This window comes from Actinoplanes sp. NPDC051513, from assembly GCF_044454685.1.
In the GTDB taxonomy this organism is placed as follows: Bacteria; Actinomycetota; Actinomycetes; order Mycobacteriales; family Micromonosporaceae; genus Actinoplanes.
Genome location: NZ_JBITDW010000005.1, coordinates 131,158 through 150,874, shown reverse-complemented (window position 1 = coordinate 150,874; position 19,717 = coordinate 131,158). Strand labels below are relative to the sequence as shown.

Here is a 19,717-nt window from a genome sequence, read left to right as displayed (position 1 = left end):
CGATCGTGAGGCGTCAAGGAATTCGCCGGCGAATCCCCCGACGTGGGCGTGCTGCGCCGCGGCGGGCTGCCGGCCGCCGCCGGGATCAGCCGCTACCGGGTCCCGAAGAACGCGCGCAGGTCGCCGGCCAGCTCGGCAGGCGCCTCCATCGCCGGGAAGTGACCGCCCGCCGGGAACTCGGTCCAGCGGGCGCCGGCCGGCGCCGGCACCAGCTTGCGGACGGTCTCGTCGGCCCCGAAGACCGCGAACGCCTGCGGCACCGTCACCGGCCCGCCCCACTCCGACGAATGCGCCTGTTCGTACAGGGTGTGCGCGGCCGACGCCCCCGACCCGGCGAACCAGAACAGGCTGGCCGTGGTCAGCAGCTGCTCGTCGTCGAACGGCAGGCGGGTCCACTCGTCGAACTTCTCGGCGATCCACGCCAGCTGGAACAGGGGCGAGTCGCTCAGGCCGTACGCGATGGTCTGTGGTCGTGAGCCTTGAATCGCAAGGTAACCGGACCCGTCGCGGCGGAACGCGTCCATGCGCTCGAGGATCAGCTTGTCGACGGGATCGCCGGCGTCGAGACGGTCGGCCATGCCGGGCAGGAAGGTCGCGGTGGCGGCGGCCGTCGCCGGATCGGTCACCACGTGCACGCCGGTCACGTGCTCCGGGTCGAGCGACGCCACGCCGCCCGACACGCCCGCGCCCACGTCGCCGCCGTGCACCCCGTAGCGGGCGTATCCCAGCTCGGCCATCAAGGTCACCCACGCCCGGGCGATGCGCATCATCGTCCATCCGGGACCGGACAGCGGGGTCGAGAAGCCGTAGCCCGGCAGCGACGGCACGACCAGATGGAAGTCGTCGAGCAGCGGGATCAGCCGCAGGAACTCGGCCGGCGAACTGGGATAGCCGTGGGTGAGCACCAGCGCCGGGGCGTCGTCGCGCGCCGAGCGGACATGCAGGAAATGGATGCGCTGCCCGTCGATCGTGGCGACGAACTGCGGATATCGGTTGAGGTTCGCCTGCCAGTCGACGCCGGGCCAGCGGTCGGCGAGCTCGCGGAGCCGGCCGGGCTCGATTCCCCGGCCCGGAAGGGAGAAAGGCCAGCGGGCGGATGCGAGACGCTGGCGCAGATCGTCGAGGGATTCCTGGGACACGGACATGCGAAACGTTTCCATCCGCCGAACGTTAGGGACGATCGCGGACAGCTTCGTTCCGCAATTGCGGCCACGATGGACAGATGTTGGAGACCTCCGCACGCCTGCTGCGCCTGCTGTCGCTGCTGCAGGGCCGCCGCGACTGGACCGCCGCCGAGCTGTCCGAGCGGCTCGGCGTGACCGGCCGCACCGTCCGCAAGGACGTCGATCGGCTGCGGCGCCTCGGCTACCCGGTCGACGCGCGACCGGGCGTGGCCGGCGGCTACCGGCTGGGCGTCGGCGGCAGCCTGCCGCCGCTGCTGCTCGACGAGGAGGAAGCGGTCGCGGTCGCCGTCGGGCTGCGCACCGCCGCCTCCGGCTCGGTGACGGGCATCGAGGAGGTGTCGCTGCGGGCCCTGGCGAAGGTCCAGCAGGTGCTTCCGGCACGGCTCCGCCGCCGGGTCGAGGCCATTTCCGTGTACGCGCTGCCGACGCCCTCGCCGGACCCGACCGTCGACGCCTCGGTGCTGGCCACGATCGCCGGCGCCTGCCGCGACCACGAGCGGATCCGGTTCGACTACCGGTCGCAGGACGGCGCCGCGACCCGCCGCGACGTCGAGCCGTACCGGCTCGTCCACGATCGGCGCCGGTGGTACCTGCTGGCCTGGGACACGACCAGAACCGGTTGGCGCACCTTCCGGGCCGACCGCATCACCCCGCGCGTGCCGGGCGGCCCCCGCTTCACGCCCCGCGCCCTGCCCTCGGACGAGGCGATCACGGCGCTGGTGTCGCGCGGCCCGTGGCCCTATCGCGCTCGCGTGGTCGTGCACGCGAGCGCCCAGTACGTGCGCGACCACATGCCGGTCCAGGTCGCCGTGACGGAGCTCGGGCCGGATCGCTGCGAGTTCACGCCGGGCTCCGACCACCCGCTGATGCTGGCCCTGTACCTCGGCCTGCTCGACGCCGACTTCACCGTGATCGACGGTCCCGAGCTCGTCGCGGCGCTCGGGAAACTGGCCACCCGCTACCAGGTCGCGGCCCGGCAGCCGTAGTACCTCTGGCACTACGCGCGGAACCGTGCGAGGTTCACCGGATGCGGCTGGAGATCGTCACCCCCGAGAACTACGACGCGGCCTTCGACGTGAAGGTGCGCCCCGACCAGGAAGACCTGGTCGCGCCGGTCGTCAAGTCACTCGCCGAGGCGTACGTCCACCGCGAGCATGCCTGGCCGAGGCTCATCTACGACGGCGACCGGGTCGTCGGCTTCCTGATGGCCTTCCTCGACGTCGCGTGGGATCCCGCCCGTGACCCCGAGGACCGGCGCTCCGGCCTCTGGCGGCTGAACATCGCCGCCGACGCCCAGGGCCGCGGCTACGGCCGCTTCGCCGTCGAGGCGGTGTGCCAGGAGGTCCGCGCCCGCGGCGGCCCCCGGGTCTACGTCTCGTACGAGCCGCGCGCCGGGGGACCCGAGAAGTTCTACCTCAAGCTGGGCTTCCGCCCGACCGGGGAGCAGATCGCCGGGCAGACGGTCGCCGTTCGCGATCTCTGAGCAGGCACGGCACGAATCCGGGAATACACCGCGACGTTCCGTCCATAGCCTGGTCTCACCCTGCAACAACGACGGAGGCCACGGCCATGAGGGGAACCAACGCACTGATCGTTCTCACCGCACTCACCGTCGCCGGCGGTTGCGCCGGCGGCTCGTCGCCCACGACGACGTCCAGCGCCGCACCCCCGCCGGCCCGAACCTCCGCCCCTCCCGTGACCGAGGCCAAGCAAGCCACGGCCACGACCCGCGCCCCGAGCGGCGCCGCGACCGGCTGGTCGACGACCCCGATCACCGTCACCCACACGCCACCGGTCCCGCCGGTCCCCGTGATCACCGGGATCCGCTACGCCGCGCACCGCGACGGCTTCGACCGCATCGTGCTGGACATACCCGGCGCCCTGCCCGGCTACTCGGCGAAGTACGTGACCGAGGTGCGCCGCGACGGCTCCGGCGACCCGGTGTCGATGCCCGGCGAGGCCTTCCTCCTGATCGTGCTGAACCCCGCTCAGGCGCACCGGGCCGACGGCACCGCGACCGTCACCGGGATCCACCGCACCGGTCTTGCCGGAATCCAGGCGTACGCGGTGGTCGGTGACTACGAGGGTTACGTCTCGATCGCCCTCGGGGTGAGCGGCGTCCGGAAATACCACATCGGCGAACTCAGCAACCGGATCTACATAGACGTCGCCGTCTGACGCCCATCGAAACCTAGAAGGGGTGGGGGTCGAGCGTGCGGTGCAGGTAGCGCCGTTCACGCATCGCCTCCACCGCCGGGTGGGCCGGGCCGAGCGCCTCCGTCAGGCGGCGTAGCGCCTCCTGTTCCTCCTCGGGGGTGCTGCCGTACAGGTCGCGGCGCATCAGGACGAGGTTGGCGCCACAGCGGGCCGCGTCCGGGTGTTCCGGGCCCAGCAGGTGGTCGGTCCTCTCGGCCAACGGCTCCAGCATCTCGTACGCCTCCGGCACCGCGCCGTACTCGGCGGCGAAGATGGCCTGGTTCATCCGGGCCGCCAGGGTGTACGGGTGGTCGGCGCCGAGCATCTTCTCGAAGCCCTCGGCGGCCTGGCGGGCCAGCTCGCGGGCGCCACCGGGGTCGCCCATGGCCCGGGCCACCGCGGCCCGGTTGTTGACGCACGCGACGGTGTGCGGGTGGTGCTCGCCGAGGCGATCGCGGTAGTGCCGCTCGACCTCGGCCAGCTCGCTGCCCGCGCTGTGCGCCTCGCCGATGGCGAGCAGATTCACCGCGCGGCTCAGGCGGCAGAACAGGGTTTCGGGCGCCGCCGGGCCCAGCAACTGGTTCAAGTTCTCGTACGCCGTCTCGAGACGCTCGGCGGCCTCCGCGGCGCGGCCGGCGCTGCGCTCGGAGACGGCGAGGTTGGTCATCGCGCCGTACGTGCGGGGCGACGCGTCGCCGAGGACCTCGCGGTGCCGGGCCAGGATGTCGCGCAGCAGCGTGATCGACTCGGTGTACTCGCCGGCCTCGCGCAGGTCCCGCCCGAAGTTCGTGCCCGCCGTCAGCGTCAGCGTGTGGGTGCGGCCGACGATCAGCATCGCCCGGTCGTACACCTGCCGGGAGCGGTCGCGGGCGGCCCGGATCTCCCCCGCCATCCGCAGCGACGTCGCGAGGTTGTTCTGCGCGTTGAGCGTGCGCGGGTAGTCCTCCCCGAAGTACTCGATCCACGCCGCGGTGGTCTGCTCGTCGAGTTTGCGGGCGTCGGAGTACCGGCCCAGCGCCCGCAGGTCGCGCCCGAGCCCCGCCGCGGTGATCAGCGTGTGCGGGTGGTGCTCGCCGAGGAGCCGGCGCTGGTCGGCCAGCACCATCTCGTCGATGCGCAGGGCCTCCTCGAAGTCGGCCTGGTCGCACACGATGTTGGCGAGGTTGTACTGCAGCTGCAGCAGTTGCCGGTCGAGAACGGGGTCGGCGGCCGCCGAGCGCAGGCCCTCCCAGCGCCGCACGTACTCCTCCCCGATCCGGCGGCCGTTGGCCAGGTCCCCCGACGTCCACAGGTACCGCAGCCGGTCGATGATCAGCCGCCGCACGGCCTCCTCGGTGGACTGCCAGACCTGGGCGACCTCCAGGTGCGGCCAGATCTGCTGGAAGCGGGCCCAGGTGGCCGGGTCGTCCACCTCGCCGGACGGGCGGGCCGCCGCCAGCACCAGGTGCGCCTCGTGGCGGGCGACGTCGAGCTCGGCCGGGCTCATCCGCTGCCGCACCACGCTCTGGATGATCCGGTGCACCCGGATCGTGCCGGTGCCGATGTCGAGTTTGAGCAGCGCGAGGCGGTTGATGTCCTGCACCAGCCGGCCCCGGTACATCGTCTCGCTCACGAGCGGGTCGAGCGGCGAGAGCAGCGCCGCCATCCGGTCGCCGTAGACCAGGTCGAGCGCCACCTCGGGGGCCAGGACCGAGCACAGCTGCAGCAGGCGGTGCGCCGCCGGCGACCGGTCCTCGAGGCGGCGCAGCGACAGGTCCCAGATCGGCTCGAGGCTGTCCGGCACGAACTGCTCGATGTGCGTCAGGTACTCCGCCACCGAAGTGCCGGTGTCGGCGAGCCAGGCGCCGGCCGCCGCGATCGCGATCGGCAGGTCGCCGAGCGACTCGGCGAGCCGGGCCGCGTCGTCGGGCCGCATGGTGGGGACGCGGCGGCGCAGGTGGGCGACGCTCTCCCGGCGGTCGAAGACGTCGACCTGGATGGTCTCGGCGCGGTCGCTCCACTGCGCGTCCCGGGAGGTGATCACGACGTGGCCGCCGGGGCCGGAGGGCAGGAAGCGGGTCACCGACTCGATGTCCTCGGCGTTGTCGAAGATCATCAGCCAGCGGGGCAGGGTGGCGCCGCGGTTCAGCGCGGACAGCGTGGCGCGGGCCTGGTCGGCGATCGCGCCGCCGCCGGGCAGGCCGAGCTCGCGGCCCAGCTCGGACAGCTGGGTGTCGATGAACGTGGTCGGGTCCGAGTTGATCCACCAGACGAAGTCGTACGCGTTGCGGAACCGGTGCGCGTACTCGATGGCGACCTGCGTCTTGCCGATGCCGCCCATCCCCTGCAGCGCGACCGGCGACGTGCCGGAGAGCACCACCGGGCTGCCGATGGTCTGCAGCCGGGTGCGCATGTCGACCAGGTCGTCCTCGCGGCCGGTGAACTGCACGTTCCGGATCGGCGCGTTGAAGATCAGCGCGGTGCGGCCGGGGAAGCGCATCCCGATCCGGGCCCGATCGAACGCGTCGACCGGGTGCCCGACCAGCTTGAGCAGCCGGGTGACCGCGACCTCCTCGGTCTGGCCGACCAGGAACGCCGAGTCGGCCTCGGTCTGCCCGCGCAGCGGCCGCACGTCGGCCACGTACACCACCAACGGGGTGCGGCGGTCGCGCGGCACCCGGCCCTCCTCGGCGTCCACGTTGGCCGGCGAGACGATCGTCAGCGGCCGGCCCTCGGGCGCCGGGGAGCTGTCGGCGTCGAGGCCGGTCGGGGCGAGGTTGACGGTGACGCCGGCGGCCCGCAGCACCCGGGCGACCCACTCGGCCCACAGCCGGTCCTCGGCGGCGAACCGCAGCGCGACCGCGGTCTCGGGCAGCACGGTCGGGCGGACGAACCGCGCGGCCGTACGCTCGCGCAGCGACTCCTCCATCGGCGGCAGCGACTGGATCTCGCCGTCGGTCAGGTAGGCGACCAGCGTCTCGTAGGCCGCGAGCATCGAGGTGCGCGACCCGGGCCGGTCGCCGAAGGTGGCGAGCGTCTCCTCGTACGCATAAAAGGGTTGATAGGGGACCTCGACGGTGGCCCAGTACGCGTCCCGCTCGGCGGGCGTCATGCCACTGGGCAAGCCGGTGAAGCGCTGCCGAGCCGCCAGCCGGCCCGCGTCGGCACGCTTCTTCTCGGCCAGGTCGACCCGCATCGGCACGGGCAAGATCCGGATCGGCCGCCGCCCCCGCTGCCGCGCCACGTTGCCCGCGACCAGCGCCGCGCCCTCGATGCCCTGGTCGCTGAAGGTGAAGCAGTCGACGAGCACGTCGGGCATGTGGACGGTGCAGATGCCGGCCACGTCCGACCAGCCGGTGCGGCTGTCGAGCAGCGCGTAGTCGTACTTGTCCTTCATGTCGTCGCGCAGCGCGTCGAACAGCTGGCCGCCGCCGTAGCGGGTGTAGAACTCGTCCCAGTCGCGCTCGTAGACGCTGCGGGCGTAGTCCTGGTTCTGGTTGCCCGCGGCGAGGAAGTCGAGGGTGCCGCCGCTGGGGAAGTGCTCCCAGTTGAGGGTGAAGGCGTGCGCGCTGACCCGGGCGAAGTCGCGGTGCCAGTCGTCGGGCCGGGGCACGTCGGCCATGGTGGCCTGCTCGTACCGGCGGACCATCTCGATGATCCCGCCGGCCGACTCGAACGCGGCGGGCTCGATGAACGGCCGGTAGAAGCGGTGCAGGCCCGGCGACTCGAGGTCCCAGTCGGCGACCAGCACCCGCTTGCCGCTCGCGGCCAGGATCCAGGCGACGTTCGCGAGCGCCATCGTGCGGCCCGTCCCACCCTTGTACGAGTAGAACGTGACCACCTTGCCGCGCTCGTCGGTCATGCCGTTTCCTCTCCCCCGATGGCGGGCAGCGCCGAGTCGGCGCCCTTGGGCAGGAAGACCGGGGTGCTCCTGCGGTGGGCGTGGCAGGCGTTGTCGATGATCGACGGCAGCCGGTCGGCGAGCCCGGCCGGGTCGGTGACCACCGCGATCCGGCCGCGCGCCACGCCCGCGGCGACCAGACTAGCGGTGAGCTGTTCGGCGCTGCGCGCGCCGCGCTCGTCGCCGACGATCAGGACGGTGGTCCACTCGGGCAACGGCGTGCTCAAGGCGGACGCGTCGGAGATCAGCACGAGTCCCGCGCCGGGTCCGGGCCGCTCGGAGATCCGGGCCGGGTAGCCGAGCCGCTCGGCGACGTTCACGGCGAGCTCAGCCACCGCCGTGTCGCCGGGCATGGCGGTCACCGTGAACAGAGGATCGGGGAACGTGTCCACCACGAAGGCCTCCGGCGCCGGCCGGGGCGCAAGCCGGGACGCCGCGACGATCCGGCCGGCCATCCGCCGCACGACGGCGTGATAGGACGCCCGGAACATCGACAACCGGGCCATCGCCTGGAGGCCTTCCGACGCGTACGCGGAAACGCCCGCACCCAGGCGCAACGCGGCCTCCCTCTCCTCCGCCCGCTCCCAGCGTGGCCATGGCACCCACAGCACCGGCAGGACGAAGCGGGCGGCGGCGGGCGGACTCTCGAAACGGCCGGCGAAGGAGGCCAGCTCGCGCAGCGGCCACGCCTTGGCGAAATACCCCGGCGAGTACAGCGCCACGAACACGTCCGACCCGCTCAGCGCCCGCTGCAGGGTGCCGCGCCAGTCGTCGAGCGGCGCGGAGAGATCGTCGTAGTAACCGCCGGGCGCGCCCAGCGCGGCCAGTTCGGCGTTCAGCGCGGTGTACAGGATCCCGGCCCAGTGATCGATATCGGGCCGGTCCTCCGGTCGCAGGCGCGGCGCATGCCCGTAGCTGAGGTAATAGGAGTACATCTAGGACCAGCCGCCGACGGTCTCGGCCATCCGCGCGGCGAACCGCTCGCCCGCCGGCGTCAGCCCGTCACCGCCGCGCAGCGCCTGCAGCGCCGCGGCGGTCCAATCGCGATACATCGCATAACGCGGCCTGAGCGCGGGGTCACGCTCGGCGCGGCGGCGCCAGATGTCGGCGATCCCCAGATGCGCGTACGTCCCCTGCAGAGCGGCCTCGACCGGGCGCGGATCGGGACGCCAGCCCACGGCGAGCCGTTCGGTGGCGTCCTCGCGGACCAGGTCGATCAGGTCGAGCACGGCGCCCAGCTTGGTGTGCTGGAACTCGTGCACCAGCAGGACGGCCATCTCGGCGGGGTCCGGGGTGTAGGCGATGCCCAGCGCGCCGAACGCGTCCCGGGAGGTGGCGCTGCGCTGCGTCCCGTCCGGAGCCGGCGCGAGCGGCGTGATCGCCCTGACCCCGCGCCGCAGGGCGGCAACCTGCCCCGGCGCGTCGGTCTCGAGGACCTTCCACGCGGCGTCGAGGACCTCGGCCCAGGCAGCGATGGCGTCGTCGTCGAGCGCGCCGGTGACCGGGAAGCCGTAGACATCTCGGAACGGGCTGGCATCGTCCACGAATTTGCCGGACATCTCGGGCAACGCCGTGAAGCCGCTGGTGAGGCATCGAACGGCCCAGGCGCGGACGTATGGCCGGGACAGCAAGGCGTTGAACGCAGTGGCGTCCGATCGCTCGAGCGCGACCAGATCCTCCGCCCCGAACCGGGCGACGATCTCCGCCACCAGGGCGCGGTTGATGGCCAGCTGCGCCGACGCGAGCTCCTCGACCGCGGCGGCGTCGCCGAACCCGTACGCGATCCGCTCGAACACCTCGGCCGGCAGCGACCCGATCGCCGACGACGGCGCGGGCTGCGAGTTGAGAGTGATGATGAGCTCCTTCAGGTCGTCGCAGTACACCGACGGGTTGTCGAAGCCGTTGCCGGGCCGGTAGCGGTGCGCGACGAGGCCTCCCCCGCACTGTCGCACCACGGCGCACGCGCGGCAGGTCGCCGACAGCGCCTCGATCCCGCCTCGCCGCCGGGCCATCGCGGGCTGCCGGGTCACCTCGTCGGCGCTGTGCTCGAAGACGGTCAGGCCGGTGGCGCCCGCGCCGTCCCACGTGGTCTTCATCGAGTCGGGCTCCTCCCACGCGCCGTCGGTCTCGATGACCACGACGTCACCGGCGTCGATCCCGAGCGACTCGGTGCTGCTCGGCCCGCCGCGGGCGAGCGCGTGCACCGAGTCGAAGAGCCGGATCGCGACCGGGCGCCCTTGCGAGGTCCAGCGCTCGTGGACGGCCAGAAGCCAGGCGGCGTAGGAGCCGGCCGGCGGCGGATGTTCCCAGGTGGCGTGGGGCAGGAGGAAGTCGATCCGCGGCGGGTCCTGTGCCACCAGGGCGTCGTAGACCTCGACCGGGTCGTTCGCGAGATCGACCGTGCACAGCAGCCCCGCGTAGATCGGCCGATGCCGCCGCAACACGTCGATCCCCCGTAGCGTCGGGGCATAGCTGGACGTCCCGCGACGGAACACGCGGTGGAGGTCGTTGTGGTCGCGGGCGCCATCCAGCGACACGCCGACCCTGACCCCGGCATCGAGCAAAATTTCCGCGTACGTGTCATTCAGGCGTACGCCATTGGTTTGCATCCGGAGGTCGACGTCGCAGACCGCGCCTATCGTGCGGCGCAGCTCGGCCAGAAGCGAGCGAAGGCGAGCCGGCCCGAGCAGCAGTGGCTCCCCGCCGTGCAGGATCACGCCGACCCCGGTCAGCCGGTGCCGCGCGGCGTGCTCGGCGATCCGCACCGCCGCGGCCCGCACGGTCTCGGGCGACATGAACGGCGGTCGCCCGCGCCACGACTGATCGGCGTGCTCGTACACGTAGCAGTGATCGCACGCCAGATCGCACCGGGAGGCGACCTTGAGCACGTAGTGGCGCAGCGGGCGCCACGGCGACGTCACGCCCGGTCAGATCCCGGACGAGAAGGGCGTCACCCCATCGCGATCACGACGCACGATCCGGCGGACGACACGCGCGGCGACGGCGCGGTCGATACGGTCGATCGGGGTGGTGCGGGCCTCATCGAGCGGCGTCTTTTCCACGCCTGCGAGCATAGACAACACTCGAGGTCATGTCACGGCCACATCCGGTGACGGAATAGGGTGATGGTCATGTCCGACCCGGAGATCACGGTCCTGGAGGCGTTGCACTCCACGCCCGCCCGCCGCTACCTGTCCCCCCAGCCGATCGGCGACGACATCGTCCGCAAGCTGCTCGACGCCGCGATCCGCGGCCCCAACGGCGGCAACACCCAGCGCTGGGCCTGGATCGTGTTGCGCGACCCCGGGGTCAAGGCGCAGATCGCCGCGTTCTACCGCGAGGGCTGGGAAAGTCTCTACGGCGTGCACCGCGAGCGCATGCTGGCCGCCGACGACCCGAACTTCCGCGCCGGCGACCACTTGGCCGCCCACCTCGAGGAAGCCCCGGTCTGGATCTTCCCGGTCCTGATGGGCGCGGCGAAGTCCGCGAATCCCCGCCTGGGCTCCTCGGTCTACGGCGCCGTGCAGCAGCTGATGCTGGCCGCCCGCGCCTACGGCATCGGCTCGACGCTCACCACGCTCTACTCGGGCCACGAGGCCGAGACGCGAGCCCTGCTGGGCCTGCCCGACGACGCGCTGACGATGGCCCTGATCCCGCTAGGCTACCCCAGCAAGGGCCGCTGGGCCGAGCCGAAACGACGCCCCCTCGACGAGGTCGTCTTCTGGGACAAGTTCGAGACGGCCTGACCGTACCGGCACCGTTTCCCATCACCGACCTTCAGCCCATCCCCGGGCCACGCACGACGCTGACCCACGCCAGCTGTGTGGTCTCGACCCCTTTCATGGGCCCACGCATTTGATCGCCGCCACCAACCCCGAAGTCGACTGCGCGGTCCGGGCGCCTGCCGGTCAGCCCAGCCAGCGCACCGGCCGGATGGGGCTGACCATGTCGTCGATCATCCCGGTGACGCGACCCTGATCGTCGAGCCCGGCGAACACCAGGCTCGCCTCGGTGCTGTACGCCTCCGAGAGCAGGATGCGGCCGTTCCTCCATCGGAAGACCTGGTTCTGGCCGCCGGTGGGGGTCGCCGACGTGACCATCCCGGCGACGTCCCCGCGCTCGTTGAGGAGGCGGGCGTACCCGTACAGACCGGGAAGGGCCAGGTCGACGGTGCGGCCGCCGCGCCACAGGACCGCCCGGGACCCTACATTGCCGACCACGTCGCCCGCATTGTTGACGTCCGTGGCGTAGCCGCCCTCGGTGGGGCGTCCGGCCATCAGGTCCGTCATGCGCCCGTCCTGCCACAGGAAGGGATGCAGGACGTCCGAATCCGGCAGCGAGCTGTAGCCCACGACCTGACCGCGGTCGTTGATCGCGCGGGCGTCGATCACGGTGCCGCCCAGCGGATCCAGCAGTGACATCACACCGGCGCGCCAGACGAAGGCCCGCCGGGCCGACCAGTTCGCGTCGACCACGTAGCCGAGCACCTCGCCGCGGTTGTTGACGGCGGTGAGGTACCCGTGCAAGCCGGCCGGAGCGGCGATGATCGTGAATCGCCCGTTCTGCCAGATGAAGATCTGTCCGAACTCGCCGGGGGCGCCGCTGAGATTGCCGATCACTTGGCGGCGGTCGTTGATGTCCACCGCCTGCACGAGGCCCGACGGATGGGTCAGCGTGCGGAGTTGACCGTTGCTCCACAGCCAGTTGTCACCCACCACGTCGCCGTGGTTGTTGATCGCGGTGGACGGACCGGGTCCGATGCCGATGGGCACCGGACCGCCGTGACGTCCCCACAGGACCGGTTGCCGGTTGCCGTTCTCGTCGTTGACGGCGCCGGCCGCTTCTCCCCGGCGATTGGCGTCCTCCACATAGCCGCCGTGCCCCCAGTCGCCCAAATCGACCGTACGCAGCCCGGCGCGTGCCGATGCGGCCGCCGCCGGAGTCGCCGACGGGACGACGAGACAGATGATCGCGGTGAACAGGATTGATCGGGGACGAAGCTTCATGGCGAGCCTCCAGGGCCGCGAGCCGTCGCACCGGAGCCGAACCGACGGCGGTGACCGGGTACGCGGACCCCGATGCCAGTCAGTCTCCTGCCTTCGAGCGAGACGCGCGTCCCCCGCCAGGCCCGAACACCGGTGTCAGATCATCGACGGACCACATATGATCTTGCGAATGGTGACGTTGCTGATGGAGAGCCTGCACCGGGCCGGCATGCGCGATGTGGTCACGGTGCAACCGGCAACGGGCGGGCTAGCGGCGCTCGCGGGCATAGCCACCCGCCAGGACGCGCCGCCGGTGTTCGTCAAGGCCTTCGCCGACGCCCCGGCCGACGACGTCTTCGCCGCCGAGGCCGAAGGGCTGGCCGCCCTGCGCGAGCTCGGTGCAATGTCGACACCCGAGGTGATCCTGGCGAACCGGGAACTGCTGGTGTTGTCGATGCTGCAGCCGAGGCCGTCCAGCGAGTCCTTCTGGGAGCAGTTCGCCCACGCGCTCGCCCACCTGCACCTGAGCACGACCCACCCCCGCTTCGGATGGCGCCGCGACAACTGGCTGGGCCGCCGCCGGCAGCACAACACCTGGAACGACGACGGCTTTGCGTTCTTCGCGCAGCATCGGCTGCTGAGGTGGCTCGGAGAGCCCCGCGTCGACGCGGCACTCGAGCCGGCCGACCGTACGGCGCTGGAACGGCTGTGCCACCGGCTGCCCGAGCTGCTGCCGGAGCGGCCCGCCTGCCTCACGCACGGCGACCTGTGGGCACAGAACGTCCTGGCCACCGCGGACGGGCAGCCCGCGCTGATCGACCCGGCCGTCTCCTACATGTGGGCCGAGGTCGACCTCGCCCACGTGTGGACCACGTCGCCCCCGCCCGAGGCGCAACGGTTCTTCGAGATCTACGCCGAGCTGACCTCCCTCGACGGCGACTGGCGGGCCCGCATGCCGATCATCCAGCTGCGGCAACACCTCGCCGTGCTGGCCCAGTTCGACGACGACTGGGGCGCGGGCGACCAGATCCGCGCCACCCTCGCCCCGTTCCGGACCCGAACCTGACCGAGGCCCCTACGTAGCAACCCGACGTCCCGGGCATCATGTGCCGGTAAGCCATCGACGCAGGCAACATCAACCTTCGCCCCTTTCCCACCGAGCAGGTCGATCACCACGGTGGAGACGGGGCCGCGGAGCAGGGAGACGCTTAAGCGTGCGGGCGCCGGGGAACCAATGCCGGGTGTCTCTCGAAACCGCCTCTCTGCCGCCGGAAGCCGCAGTCGCTGTCCAGCACTGGGTATTGGACAGCATCGCCGAGTTGCGGCAACTACGGGCCGGCCTGTTCGAAGCCCTGAACGGCGAGCCGATGCCGCCCGACGGCCAGTTGGACGGGGTACCGGAACACATGGCGATCGTCGCCACCGAACTGGCCACCAACGCCATCCGGCACGGACGGCCGCCCACCCGGGTCGACCTGCGCCGCACCGAGCACACATTCGTCCTCGACGTGGCCGACCAGGATCCCGGCACGGTTCCCGAGGTCGCCGGCCCACGGAAGCCCGGAGACGGCGGCCTGGGCCTGCACATCGTCGGTGAGCTGGCCGAAGCCGTCGGATGGTACGCCGACGGCACGACCAAGCACGTGTGGGCGGAGTTCCGTATCCCACCGGCGTGACGGCCGAGGCGCCCCGTGGGGAACCCCACCCGGCCCGCCGGCCAAATGCCCCCGGCCTACCGCGCCGCCGCGAACAGGCTGGTCTCGCCTCAACCAACCCTCGATATGGCGCGTAGACGGGCGACGGGGCGGGAAACCTGCGCCGGAACGGGCGGCGCGACAGCGTGCCCGGAGAGATCAAGAAAGGTGGGCTCATGACATCGGAGCAGGACGGCCTCTGGTTAGGGGCGCTGTCCGGCATGCTGGGCCGCTCGCACCGGTGGCAGCCGGAGGAGCTGGCGCCCACGGTGGCCACCGCACTGGCGCCGCTGGGCATCCGGACCACGATCTTCCTGGTGGATGACGAGCAGCGTGCTCTGCGGATGATCCCAACCGGCAACGGGCCCGCCGGTGAGCCGTTGTCGCTCGAGGATACCGCCGCCGGCCAGGCGTTCAGCATGGTGCGGACCCAGCCGACCGGCGATTCGGGCTGGTGGGTGCCGATGGTCAACGGCACGGACCGTCTCGGGGTCATCGAGTTCGCTTTCCCCAGCGGCCTCGACACCCGCGACGAGGTGCTGCGCCGGCGGTGCGAGACGGTGGCCGGCCTGGTCGGTCACCTCGTCACGGTGACCGCACCCAAGGGCGACTTCCTGCGCCAGGCGCGCCGGGCCAGGCCGATGTCGGCCAGCGCCGAACTGCTCGATCAAATGCTTCCACCGATGACGGTCGCCAGCGAGCGCCTGACGATCAGCGCGATCCTCGAACCGCGCTGTGAGGTCGGCGGCGACGGCTACGACTACGCCATCGACAGATCGATTGCCCGGATGTCCGTCTTCGACGCGGTCGGGCACGGTCTGCGGGCTGGGCTCGCGCACACCGTCGCGACGGTGTCGATCCGGGCCGCCCGGCGTGCGGGCGGCGACCTGCCGGCGCAGGCCGCCGCCGCCGACGCCGCGCTGCTGGAGCAATTCGGGGCCGAAGCCCGGTTCGTCACCGCGATCCTGGCCGAACTCGACATGGACACCGGCTCGCTGCGATACATCAACGCCGGACATCCGGCGCCACTGTTGCTGCGCAACGGCAAGTACGTCAAAGAACTACCGGCCGGGCGCCGTACGCCGCTCGGTGTGCCGCCCAGCGCGATGGCGATCGGCCTCGAGTTGTTGCACCCTGGTGACTCGCTGCTGCTCTACACCGACGGCATCACCGAAGCGCGGAACGCAGAGCGGGAGATGTTCGGGACGGGCCGGCTCATCGAGCACGCCGAACGGCACGCCGCAGCCGGGCTGCCCGCGCCGGAGACGCTGCGGCGGCTGGCGCACGCCGTCGCCGAGTTTCACGAGGGACCGGCCGTGGACGACGCTACCCTGCTGCTGGTCGGCCTGGACCCGCTCTGAGCCGGCCGCACCCGCAAAGGGTGCCCTGAGGTCGGCTGGAAGCACCGGAGGCTCCGCTGATGCCTCCCGCGACTCGATTGGGCTGTTTCGTCATGGCCGGTTCGGCTGGGACGAGTGCCGGCGGCGCGGCCTGCTTCATTCTGCTGCGCGTGCCTCCGGCGCTCCGCTGCATGTTTGACGGTGGATGACGCGGGCACCCCGCGACAATGACGACCCCGGAGGAGTCAGGACTCGAGCCGCTCGGCGACCGGGACGACCAGACAGGCGACTTCGCCACCGAGCATGAAGACTTCGAGACCGAGCCAGAGGACGAGGACCGTGGAGAGCCAGAGAGCCCAGGCCGCTACGTCGGCGGGCTCGACCGCGAAGGTCCGCCTTGACAGCAATAGGGAGTTGATCACCGTGACCAATGCACCATCACCGCAGAACCTTCCGCTCGCGGCCGCGGTGGCGGCCGACGCGGCCGAACGTGACCGGGAACAGTCCCGAACCGGGCCGGCCGTGGGCGCCTCCGACGCCGACGCCGACGCGGCCCGTGCAGGTGCGGACGTGGACCTGACCCACGCCGCCCGCGATGACGACGGCGTCCCGGTGGGCAGCGACGATCTCGAGGCGGACCGGCGCGCATCCGGCGCGGACGGCTGAGCCGACATCACCCGGTGGAATTGCGCTTCGCATCGGAGGCGTTTCGGCTGCGGCGCGCCGCTGCCGAGTTGAGCTGGTTCTCAGGCGGTCGGGGCGACGATGACGGCCTTGCCGTGCAGCGCGCCCGCGGCGGCCTGGGCGTGCACGGCCGGCAGCTCGCCCAGCGGGACCCGCTGGGCGACGTCGACGCGCAGCTGGCCGGAGTCGACCAGCGTGACCAGATGTGCCAGCTGGGCGGCGTCGCTGCGGACGAACAGGTCGATGCCGCGGACGCCGCGCTGCTCGTCGCTGGGCGCGGGCATCCACACCGTGGTGTTGACCAGCACACCGCCCGCACGGACCAGGTCGAGCAGCGCGCCCAGCTGCGCCGGTTCGATCGGCGCCAGGTTGAGCGCCACGTCGACCGAGGCCGTCGCTGACGTCACCGCGGTGGTGGTGTGGTCGATGATCTCATCGGCGCCGGCCGCCTTGGCCCGGTCGCTGCTGTGCGGGCCGGCCGTGGCGATCACGTACGCGCCGGCGTTCTTGGCCAGCTGAACGGCGTAGCCGCCGACGGCACCGCCCGCGCCGTTGATCAGCACGCGCTGCCCCGCGGCCAGCTTCGCGTGGTCGAACAGCGCCTGCCACGCGGTAAGGCCCACGCTCGGCAGCGCCGCGGCGTCGACCAGGGGGACGCTGGTGGGCGCCGGCGCGAGAATCTCGGCCGGAGCCACGACGTACTCCGCGGCCGCGCCGTCGTCCGCCATCGGCAGGAACCCGACGACCCGGTCGCCGACCTGGAAACTTTCCACGCCCTCGCCCAGCGCTGCCACCGTGCCGGACACGTCGATTCCCGGCGTGTGCGGCAGCGTCACCGGGATCGGGCCCTGCATGAAACCCGCGCGGATGTTGCCGTCGACCCCGTTGAACGACGTCGCGGCGACCCGGATCAACGCCTGCCCGGCGCCGGGGGCGGGCTGCTCGACGTCCTCGTAACGCAGGACGCTCGGATCGCCGTACTCGTGGAAACGCACTGCCTTCATCGCAAGCCCTCGTCTCTTCCATCGGCAAGTGCTTCGTTTTCGAAGCACCTGCTGACCCTAGCACGCTTCGAATTCGAAGCAACTTACCTGAGTGTGAGCCCGCCGACAGCCGCCGAGGTCCTGATCGCCCGCGGCGGACAGGAGGCGGATCTCTCCTGTCCGACCGCTCCAGGGTGGCGCGAACCGGAAGCCGGGTGAATGTCACCGTTGTCCACGGACAAACTGTCCGTGGACAACGAGGCGGGCTCAGATCGCGATCAGGCGCCGGAGCTTCTCGTCGCTCGGTGAGCCGGACTCCGCCAGGAACTCGGGGCTGACCGCCGGCAGCGCGTCGACGATCTCGCCCGCGGTGCCCGTAGGGTCGGGCCGCAGCCCGCCGGTACGACGCCGTGAGCCCCGGGGTAGCCCGACATCTTCCGGCTGCACTTCCTCCCGACGCGCCCGGAGGAAGTCCGCCAGCAGTGCTCGGTCCATCGCTTCTTCCGTCTTTCAGTCGGTTCGGTTGCGTCCGGCGCGGGCCTTGGCGGACCGCGGCGGGGTGGCGCGCATGTGGTCGCGGACGCGGTCGAGAACCGCGCTGAGGGCGGCAAGGTCCTTGCCGGTCATCGGTTCGAACAGCAGCTGCCGTACGCGGTCGACGTGCCCGGGAAGCACGTGGGCGATCAGTGCCCGGCCGGCGTCGGTGACGGTGACGATGACACTGCGCTCGTCGTCGGGCGACGGCGCGCGTGTGATGAGGCCGCGCTTGTCCAGCAATCCCGCCTGGTAGGTGAGCCCGCTGCGGCTGTACACGACGCCGTCGGCCAGATCGGTCATCCGCAGCCTTCCCTCGGGCGCGTCCACCAGCCGGGCCAGGATCTGGAACTGCACGTAGCTGAGATCGCCGTCGCCGCGCAGGTGCTCGTCCACCGCGTACTGAAGAAGGCTGCTGACCTCCATCAGAGCGAAGTACGCACCGAGTTGCTCTGAGTTCAGGCCGGGCGTCGGGTCAACCACCCCATGATCCTACTTGCTTTGAATTCAAAGCGTGACCCTGGCGTGCCACTGCGGCACACGCCGCGCAGTACGCCGATCCGGCCGTGCGGGAGCGCTGGATTGCCGGGTCAGCTGATGGTGCGGATCGCGGGCCAGATCGTCGTCCACGAACCGCGGATGCCGGCGCACACCGTGACCTGCTTGCCTTGTTCGCTGTTGTCGATCCCGAGCCGGTTGTCGATGTGGGCGACGTCGCGGCATCCGGTGAAGTACTGAGCCCAGTTGCCCGGTCGCCAGTCGCCGACGTGGACGACAACGGTGCGCTCGGCGGGCGGGGGTCCCCAGGTCCAGTAGGAGTTGTGACCGGAGTAGACCGGCGGCAGTTCCTTGCCGAGGAGGATCAGCGGGCTGGCCTCGCTGTAGTCGTTGGCCAGGATCATCGCGTGGGCACGTTGCTCCGGGGGAAGCTCGGTCACGACCTGTTCCACGGTCGCGACGAACTGCGGCCAGCCGATTTGGTTGGCCGTGTCGGGCACCGTGGCCGGAAGGGTGGTCTCGGCGTAGTCGGCGACCGGCAGGACCGGCAGGGTCAGCACCGCGACCAGGGCGCCGGAGACGACCGCCGCCGTGGCCAACCCCGCGAGCTTGAGCCATCGATGGCCCCGGGCGATCCACCGGTCCAGGACGATCCCGCCGGCCGCCATGAACAGCGGAGCGCTGCCGATCGCGTAGTACGCCTTGCCGCCGCTGAGCAGGACCAGGACCATGGCCACGACAGCGGCGATCCCGAGCGGCCGCCACACCGCGGCCGCCCGTGATCCCAGCACCCAGACCAGGCCCGCTATGCAGACCGGAAACAGCAACGGACCGGTGAACAGCCACAGAAACGGCAGGATCTGGGCGCGATTCGTCGCCGCGTACCCGGCGATCTGCGAGGCCATCGTCAGCTGCGGCCAGCCGTGCACGGACTGCCAGATCAGGTTGGGCGCCCACAGCACGGCCGCGATCACGACTCCGGCCCAGGCCCAGGGCGAGCGGGCGACGTCCCAGCGCCGGCACAGCAGCACCCCGACGGCGAGCCCCGCAGCGAGGAACGTCAGCGTGTCCTTGTTCTCCAGCCCGATGCCCGCGCTCACCCCGACCGCCAGCCACAGCCGCGCGTCCCCGCCGGCGAGCACCCGCACCAGCAACCACATCACCACCGCCCAGACCAGCAGGTCCAGTTCGGTGGTGGTGGCCAGATGCCCGGCACCGAGATACCCCGACACGGAGGCGGTCACCGCGGCCAGTACCTGCGCCCGGCGGGAACCACCCAGATCACGGGCCACGAAGGCCACGACGATCACGACCAAGGCCATCTCCACCGCCGGCAGAATCCGCACCGCCTCCGGTGAGACGCCCAGGATTGCCACGGACGCCGCCGACAGCAACGGCGTCAACGGGGGCTGGTCCACATACCCGAATGCCGGATGCCGTCCCGCCACCACGAAGTACATTTCGTCACCGTGAAAGCCGTACGCGCCCGACAGTCCGAGCAACCCGGCGACCATCAGCCCGGCCACCAGCCACACCGGCCACGGCACCGCCCACCAACGGAAACCCGCCGACGGTCTCGTCGCGTCCACGTCGTCAACCACCAGTCGGGCCGGTAAGACAATCACGATGGCCGGCGCGTCGGCGCCGCCACGAACACGGCGAGTCGCACACCGCGGAGCAGGTGCGGCAGCGCGGCCGGCGCTCGTTCGACATCCATCGATACTAGGGCCCTGGAACGC

The 19,717-nt window shown here is 71.4% G+C and carries 19 protein-coding genes; 8 read left to right on the top strand and 11 right to left on the bottom strand.

What is annotated here, in order from left to right:
• Window positions 1-92: 92 nt before the first annotated feature.
• Window positions 93-1,160, bottom strand: coding sequence for an epoxide hydrolase family protein (locus ACIA5D_RS18500; protein WP_396031176.1), 1,068 nt, complete (start codon window positions 1,158-1,160; stop codon window positions 93-95).
• A gap of 62 nt (window positions 1,161-1,222) precedes the next feature.
• Here ACIA5D_RS18500 and ACIA5D_RS18495 point away from each other — a divergent pair, with 62 nt between their 5' ends.
• The 3 genes from ACIA5D_RS18495 to ACIA5D_RS18485 all read left to right on the top strand — a co-directional run bounded on the left by ACIA5D_RS18495 (window position 1,223) and on the right by ACIA5D_RS18485 (window position 3,362).
• Window positions 1,223-2,170, top strand: a complete 948-nt coding sequence (locus ACIA5D_RS18495; protein WP_396031175.1) for a helix-turn-helix transcriptional regulator — start codon at window positions 1,223-1,225, stop codon at window positions 2,168-2,170.
• Window positions 2,171-2,211: 41 nt separating this feature from the next.
• On the top strand, window positions 2,212-2,667 hold the full coding sequence (locus tag ACIA5D_RS18490) for a GNAT family N-acetyltransferase (RefSeq protein WP_396031174.1): 456 nt from the start codon (window positions 2,212-2,214) through the stop codon (window positions 2,665-2,667).
• Between the two features lie 86 nt (window positions 2,668-2,753).
• The gene (locus ACIA5D_RS18485; protein WP_396031173.1) at window positions 2,754-3,362 is read left to right on the top strand and encodes a hypothetical protein; all 609 of its coding nucleotides are present in this window, start codon (window positions 2,754-2,756) and stop codon (window positions 3,360-3,362) included.
• Between the two features lie 13 nt (window positions 3,363-3,375).
• Here ACIA5D_RS18485 and fxsT read toward each other — a convergent pair whose 3' ends face one another.
• The 4 genes from fxsT to ACIA5D_RS18465 are packed head-to-tail and all read right to left on the bottom strand — an operon-like array spanning window position 3,376 to window position 10,322.
• Window positions 3,376-7,221 carry an FxSxx-COOH system tetratricopeptide repeat protein gene (gene fxsT / locus ACIA5D_RS18480; protein ID WP_396031172.1) on the bottom strand — a complete coding sequence of 1,282 codons (3,846 nt, stop codon included), beginning with the start codon at window positions 7,219-7,221 and terminating at the stop codon, window positions 3,376-3,378.
• Window positions 7,218-8,195: a hypothetical protein gene (locus ACIA5D_RS18475; RefSeq protein ID WP_396031171.1), complete on the bottom strand. Its 978-nt coding sequence runs from the start codon at window positions 8,193-8,195 to the stop codon at window positions 7,218-7,220. The genes fxsT and ACIA5D_RS18475 overlap by 4 nt, the downstream gene beginning before the upstream one ends.
• A complete protein-coding gene (locus ACIA5D_RS18470; protein WP_396031170.1) occupies window positions 8,196-10,181 on the bottom strand; it encodes an FxsB family cyclophane-forming radical SAM/SPASM peptide maturase in 1,986 nt (661 codons plus the stop codon).
• A gap of 6 nt (window positions 10,182-10,187) precedes the next feature.
• Window positions 10,188-10,322 (bottom strand): hypothetical protein, encoded by a 135-nt coding sequence (locus ACIA5D_RS18465; RefSeq protein WP_396031169.1) that lies wholly within the window; start codon window positions 10,320-10,322, stop codon window positions 10,188-10,190.
• 69 nt (window positions 10,323-10,391) lie between these two features.
• Here ACIA5D_RS18465 and ACIA5D_RS18460 point away from each other — a divergent pair, with 69 nt between their 5' ends.
• Window positions 10,392-11,006 carry a nitroreductase family protein gene (locus ACIA5D_RS18460; protein WP_396031168.1) on the top strand — a complete coding sequence of 205 codons (615 nt, stop codon included), beginning with the start codon at window positions 10,392-10,394 and terminating at the stop codon, window positions 11,004-11,006.
• Between the two features lie 162 nt (window positions 11,007-11,168).
• Here ACIA5D_RS18460 and ACIA5D_RS18455 read toward each other — a convergent pair whose 3' ends face one another.
• Window positions 11,169-12,266 carry a hypothetical protein gene (locus tag ACIA5D_RS18455; protein ID WP_396031167.1) on the bottom strand — a complete coding sequence of 366 codons (1,098 nt, stop codon included), beginning with the start codon at window positions 12,264-12,266 and terminating at the stop codon, window positions 11,169-11,171.
• 169 nt (window positions 12,267-12,435) lie between these two features.
• On the opposite strand from ACIA5D_RS18455, the gene ACIA5D_RS18450 reads away from it, so the two are divergent.
• The 3 genes from ACIA5D_RS18450 to ACIA5D_RS18440 all read left to right on the top strand — a co-directional run bounded on the left by ACIA5D_RS18450 (window position 12,436) and on the right by ACIA5D_RS18440 (window position 15,300).
• A complete protein-coding gene (locus ACIA5D_RS18450) occupies window positions 12,436-13,311 on the top strand; it encodes a fructosamine kinase family protein (protein WP_396031166.1) in 876 nt (291 codons plus the stop codon).
• 175 nt (window positions 13,312-13,486) lie between these two features.
• Window positions 13,487-13,921: an ATP-binding protein gene (locus ACIA5D_RS18445; RefSeq protein ID WP_396031165.1), complete on the top strand. Its 435-nt coding sequence runs from the start codon at window positions 13,487-13,489 to the stop codon at window positions 13,919-13,921.
• Window positions 13,922-14,115: 194 nt separating this feature from the next.
• Window positions 14,116-15,300 carry a PP2C family protein-serine/threonine phosphatase gene (locus ACIA5D_RS18440; RefSeq protein WP_396031164.1) on the top strand — a complete coding sequence of 395 codons (1,185 nt, stop codon included), beginning with the start codon at window positions 14,116-14,118 and terminating at the stop codon, window positions 15,298-15,300.
• Window positions 15,301-15,524: 224 nt separating this feature from the next.
• Here the strand turns inward: ACIA5D_RS18440 and ACIA5D_RS18435 are convergent, their stop codons facing one another.
• Window positions 15,525-15,701, bottom strand: a complete 177-nt coding sequence (locus ACIA5D_RS18435; RefSeq protein ID WP_396031163.1) for a hypothetical protein — start codon at window positions 15,699-15,701, stop codon at window positions 15,525-15,527.
• 1 nt (window position 15,702) lies between these two features.
• Here ACIA5D_RS18435 and ACIA5D_RS18430 point away from each other — a divergent pair, with 1 nt between their 5' ends.
• Window positions 15,703-15,945: a hypothetical protein gene (locus ACIA5D_RS18430; RefSeq protein WP_396031162.1), complete on the top strand. Its 243-nt coding sequence runs from the start codon at window positions 15,703-15,705 to the stop codon at window positions 15,943-15,945.
• Window positions 15,946-16,025: 80 nt separating this feature from the next.
• Here the strand turns inward: ACIA5D_RS18430 and ACIA5D_RS18425 are convergent, their stop codons facing one another.
• The 4 genes from ACIA5D_RS18425 to ACIA5D_RS18410 form a co-directional block, all read right to left on the bottom strand.
• A complete protein-coding gene (locus ACIA5D_RS18425) occupies window positions 16,026-16,967 on the bottom strand; it encodes an NADP-dependent oxidoreductase (RefSeq protein WP_396031161.1) in 942 nt (313 codons plus the stop codon).
• A 246-nt stretch (window positions 16,968-17,213) separates the two neighbouring features.
• Complete coding sequence (locus ACIA5D_RS18420) at window positions 17,214-17,441, bottom strand: hypothetical protein (RefSeq protein WP_396031159.1); 228 nt, start codon at window positions 17,439-17,441, stop codon at window positions 17,214-17,216.
• A gap of 15 nt (window positions 17,442-17,456) precedes the next feature.
• On the bottom strand, window positions 17,457-17,963 hold the full coding sequence (locus tag ACIA5D_RS18415; protein ID WP_396031158.1) for a MarR family winged helix-turn-helix transcriptional regulator: 507 nt from the start codon (window positions 17,961-17,963) through the stop codon (window positions 17,457-17,459).
• A 107-nt stretch (window positions 17,964-18,070) separates the two neighbouring features.
• Window positions 18,071-19,567 carry a glycosyltransferase family 39 protein gene (locus tag ACIA5D_RS18410; RefSeq protein ID WP_396031157.1) on the bottom strand — a complete coding sequence of 499 codons (1,497 nt, stop codon included), beginning with the start codon at window positions 19,565-19,567 and terminating at the stop codon, window positions 18,071-18,073.
• Window positions 19,568-19,717 lie beyond the last annotated feature (150 nt).